Here is a 3698-nt window from a genome sequence, read left to right as displayed (position 1 = left end):
TGGTTTTTATTACCATCTATTTCAACTGATCGCGCTAGCGGGCCGGAGGCCTTAGCAGGAAGCAACCGGTCGTTTGTTTCACCTCAACGGTGAGATAAATGACTATGCGTTGTGGAACGGTTATCTGTAGGGATTGGTCGCCCTTCGACATATCGCCACTCTGCTGAAAACACAGGGCAAGAACCCGATTCCAAAGGTTGAGGATCCCGACTATCTTGGTGGGTGTTGACCCAGGAAGCAAGCTGATGTTGCTGACCACTACAGACGTGCTCCAAGGTAGAGAGGTTGAGCGTTACTTGGGCATTGTTACCGCCGAGGTAGTTTATGGCACCAATGTTCTACGGGACTTCCTTGCTACCCTCCGCAACATCATCGGGGGACGCACAAGAACCTATGAAGAAGTTTTCGAGAATGCCCAGAAAAAGGTTTTGGAAGAGTTGGAGCAGCGAGCCAAACGTTTGGGAGCAAATGGCATCCTAGGCGTTAGCATTCATACCAACATGAGCACGACAATGATCCTCGTTACCGCCGCCGGCACCGCCGTTAAGCTCCGCTGACGGATGCTTCTGTTGAAGGTTTCCCTTTCTCGGAAGATGATGGCAGCCTGTTCTCAGGCCAGGCTTTCCATCACCGCCTCGTCGATCTCGAAATTGGCGTAGACATTCTGCACATCGTCTAGGTTGTCGAGACGCTCCATCAGGGCAAGCACTGACTTGGCCGTATCGGGATCCTCCACATGCACCTCCGTAGAGGGGATCCAGCGGATGGCCGCATCTTGCACTGGGTAGCCCTCTTTTTTCAGGTAGGTGGCCACCTGCTCCAGCAGGGTGTAATCGCAGTAGACTTCTGCGTCGGTTCCCTCTACCTTGAGATCCTCCCCGCCTGCTTCGGCTACCGCTAGCAGCAGAGCTTCGGGATCTGTCACCCCCTCTAGGCTAATCACCCCTTTTTGCCGGAACAGCCAGCTCACGCAGCCGGCTTCTCCCAAGCTGCCGCCGGTTTTGCTGAAGGCTTCTCGCACCTCGGCAGCCGTGCGGTTGCGGTTGTCGGTCATGGCCTCGATCAACACAGCCACCCCACCGGGGCCGTAGCCCTCGTAGCGAACTTCTTCCAGGGGGCTGTCGTCGCTCCAGTTGCCGGCTCCCTTGGCAATGGCTCGTTCAATGTTTTCGCTGGGCATCCCCGCTGCTTTGGCTTTCTCCACTGCCGCCCGCAACTGAAAATTCCCATCCGGATCTGGCAAGCCGTTGCGAGCTGCCACGATGATGGCCCGCGAGAGTTTGGTAAAGAGGCTGCCCTTTTTGGCATCTACACGGGCCTTTTGCCGTTTAATGTTGGCCCACTTGCTGTGTCCTGCCATGCCGCCACACACCAGTCAAGCAATGAATTGGAGGGATCCCTCCATTTTTGAAGCCTAGATCACCTCAGCTCAGGACTCAACCCCGCGACAACTGGGAGGGCACTGGCCTGGTCACAAAACAAGGGATCCTGAGGATCCCTCACAACCCAGACTTAGCCACCCCATAACCCCCTCAGGGCTGGATCGGCTGCCGCTGAATTACATCCCCTTGAGGTGGAGGTGGAGCGGCTGGGGTTTCTTGAGGGGTAGGCGTTGCCTCTACGGGAGGAGTTTCCCCAGGAGGCGGGGGCAGAGGGGGCACACCTTCTCCAGGCACAGGCCCAGGTGTAGGCGTGGGGGTTGGGGATGGAGCTAGAAAGGGTGTCACCTGTCTCAACAGCTCGGCATAGAAAATCCCATCTTGCTCCGGCCCAAAGCGGCCCACTTCCCAACGGTGACGAGGCACAAACATTGTTTGCAGCAGCACTTCCCGGCTGACAAAAGCGGGAGTACCCGAAAAGACGTAGCCATCGACAATGACCCGATTCAGATCGGGCCGAGTTTGAAACACCCGATCCACCTCCCGCAGCATCTCCGTATCCAGCCGCCCCAGCAGAGTTTCCAGGGTGTCTTCAGGGCTGATCGGTACCCGTACCGAAAAGCGATAGCCTTCGCAACGATAGTCCCCACAGATCTTGACCAGCTCGTTACGCACCCGGATTTGCGCCCCAGGATCCAGATTGCGCCCCGGCACAAGGACTTCTTCCTGAGGTTGCTGTTCGACCGGCTGGGCCCATAGCTGGAGTTGACTTGCCCATCCTGCCCAAACTAGGGATCCGAAAAACAAGCCAAATCCCCAACCTTTTAGAGGAAGGCTCCAACCCAGACTGCCCTGCTTAGAGCGGGGTGAAAAGGGGAAATCGCGATCCTGGATCGGGCTGTTCATAAGGCGTTGACCGATTCCTCAGCGATGGCTACCGCCAAATCTACCCGACATCGGCTAGGGAGGCACTAGGCAGGGAGAAAAATAGGGTATCGGCTCCGAATGGTTTCAAAATAGGGGCAGATAAATAGGGAAGCTTTGACAAACTCCCTGTCCTGGGCAGCAACGGATGTGCTGTGGCAGCGCATGGGTGTAGGATCTTAAGCTCTGGGTTCCCGCTCTGCAGGCAGGCCAGTGCTCTGCTGTGTGGGCAATGGATCCATGGATTGTTATTACCGTTGAGATCGCAAACCCAATTCTCTTCTTCTTCTCACGTCTTCTCATGACCGCGGTTGTTCCTTCACCTTTGCGCTACGCCTACTACCCCGGCTGTGTGGCCCAGGGGGCCTGTCGTGAGCTGTATGACTCCACCGACCAGATTGCGCGGCATCTGGGCATTGAACTGGTGGAGCTGGAGGCTGCTTCTTGCTGTGGTTCTGGCACCTTCAAAGAAGAATCGGAGCTGCTGGAAGATACGGTAAATGCCCGCAACCTGGCTTTGGCCGAGGCGCTGGGGTTGCCGATGCTCACCCACTGCAGCACCTGTCAGGGGGTGTTGGGCCGCGTGAATGAAAAGTTAAAAGCTGCGAAAACCGCGAATCCAGAGTACTTTCACCAGGTGCAAGCCCTGTGCCAGAAAGGGGGCTGTGAGAGCCGTTACCAGGGCACAGGCGATGTGCGCCATTTGCTGTGGGTGCTGGTTCATGACTACGGCCTGGAGCGATTGGCCCAACAGGTCAAACGGCCTCTCCTGGGACTGCGCTGCGCTGCCTTCTACGGGTGTTATCTGTTGCGGGCCTACGACATCTCCCGCTTTGATGTGGCGCGGGATCCCCATTTGATGGAGGATCTCTTCGAGCGTTTGGGGGCCACCCCTGTTTGGTATCGCGGGCGCACCCAGTGTTGCGGCTGGCCCATTTCCAGCTATGCCCCGCAGCAGTCTTTCTCGATGGCAGGCCGGCATCTTCTGGAGGCCATAGAGGCGGGAGCGGATTGTTTGGTCACCCCCTGTCCCCTGTGTCACCTCAACTTGGACTCTCGGCAGCCGGAGGTGGAAGAGGTGATCGGGCGCAAGCTGGGGATCCCGATCCTGCATTTGCCACAATTGGTGGGCCTGGCCCTGGGGATCCCGGCGGAAAACTTGGGACTGAACCGCCATGTAGTACAGGTGGAAAGAGCCCTGCAAAAAATAGGCCGCTAAATCCCACTTGATGGCTGGGGGATCCCTGGGCAAACATCAGGTGGGGTCTGCCTGGGAAGGATATGCTATTCTGCCCAGCAAGGTACCCGTCCTTGTTCAAAAACCGCAAAGATCCTCGTAAGCTTAGATCCACCTACTGATACATTTACGCTGAACACTGCTGAACATCACTGTTC

The 3698-nt window shown here is 56.9% G+C and carries 4 protein-coding genes; 2 read left to right on the top strand and 2 right to left on the bottom strand.

Annotated elements, in window-relative coordinates; all coding sequences use genetic code 11:
• The first annotated feature begins 245 nt into the window (after positions 1–245).
• Positions 246–557 (top strand): YbjQ family protein, encoded by a 312-nt coding sequence (locus NW843_RS11995; protein ID WP_011432974.1) that lies wholly within the window; start codon positions 246–248, stop codon positions 555–557.
• 53 nt (positions 558–610) lie between these two features.
• On the opposite strand, the gene NW843_RS11990 is transcribed toward NW843_RS11995, so the two are convergent.
• Entirely contained in the window at positions 611–1360 is a 750-nt protein-coding gene (locus tag NW843_RS11990; RefSeq protein ID WP_414350786.1) for a YebC/PmpR family DNA-binding transcriptional regulator, read from the bottom strand.
• A gap of 172 nt (positions 1361–1532) precedes the next feature.
• On the bottom strand, positions 1533–2285 hold the full coding sequence (locus NW843_RS11985; RefSeq protein ID WP_414523048.1) for a hypothetical protein: 753 nt from the start codon (positions 2283–2285) through the stop codon (positions 1533–1535).
• A gap of 319 nt (positions 2286–2604) precedes the next feature.
• Between NW843_RS11985 and NW843_RS11980 the strand changes: the two genes are divergently transcribed.
• Positions 2605–3522 carry a CoB--CoM heterodisulfide reductase iron-sulfur subunit B family protein gene (locus tag NW843_RS11980; RefSeq protein ID WP_414350783.1) on the top strand — a complete coding sequence of 306 codons (918 nt, stop codon included), beginning with the start codon at positions 2605–2607 and terminating at the stop codon, positions 3520–3522.
• Positions 3523–3698 lie beyond the last annotated feature (176 nt).

The sequence above is a fragment of the Synechococcus sp. R5-12 genome (assembly GCF_047502655.1).
Lineage (GTDB): Bacteria > Cyanobacteriota > Cyanobacteriia > Thermostichales > Thermostichaceae > Thermostichus.
The sequence above is the reverse complement of the archived record's forward strand: the minus strand, read 5'-3'. Positions and strand labels throughout refer to the sequence as shown.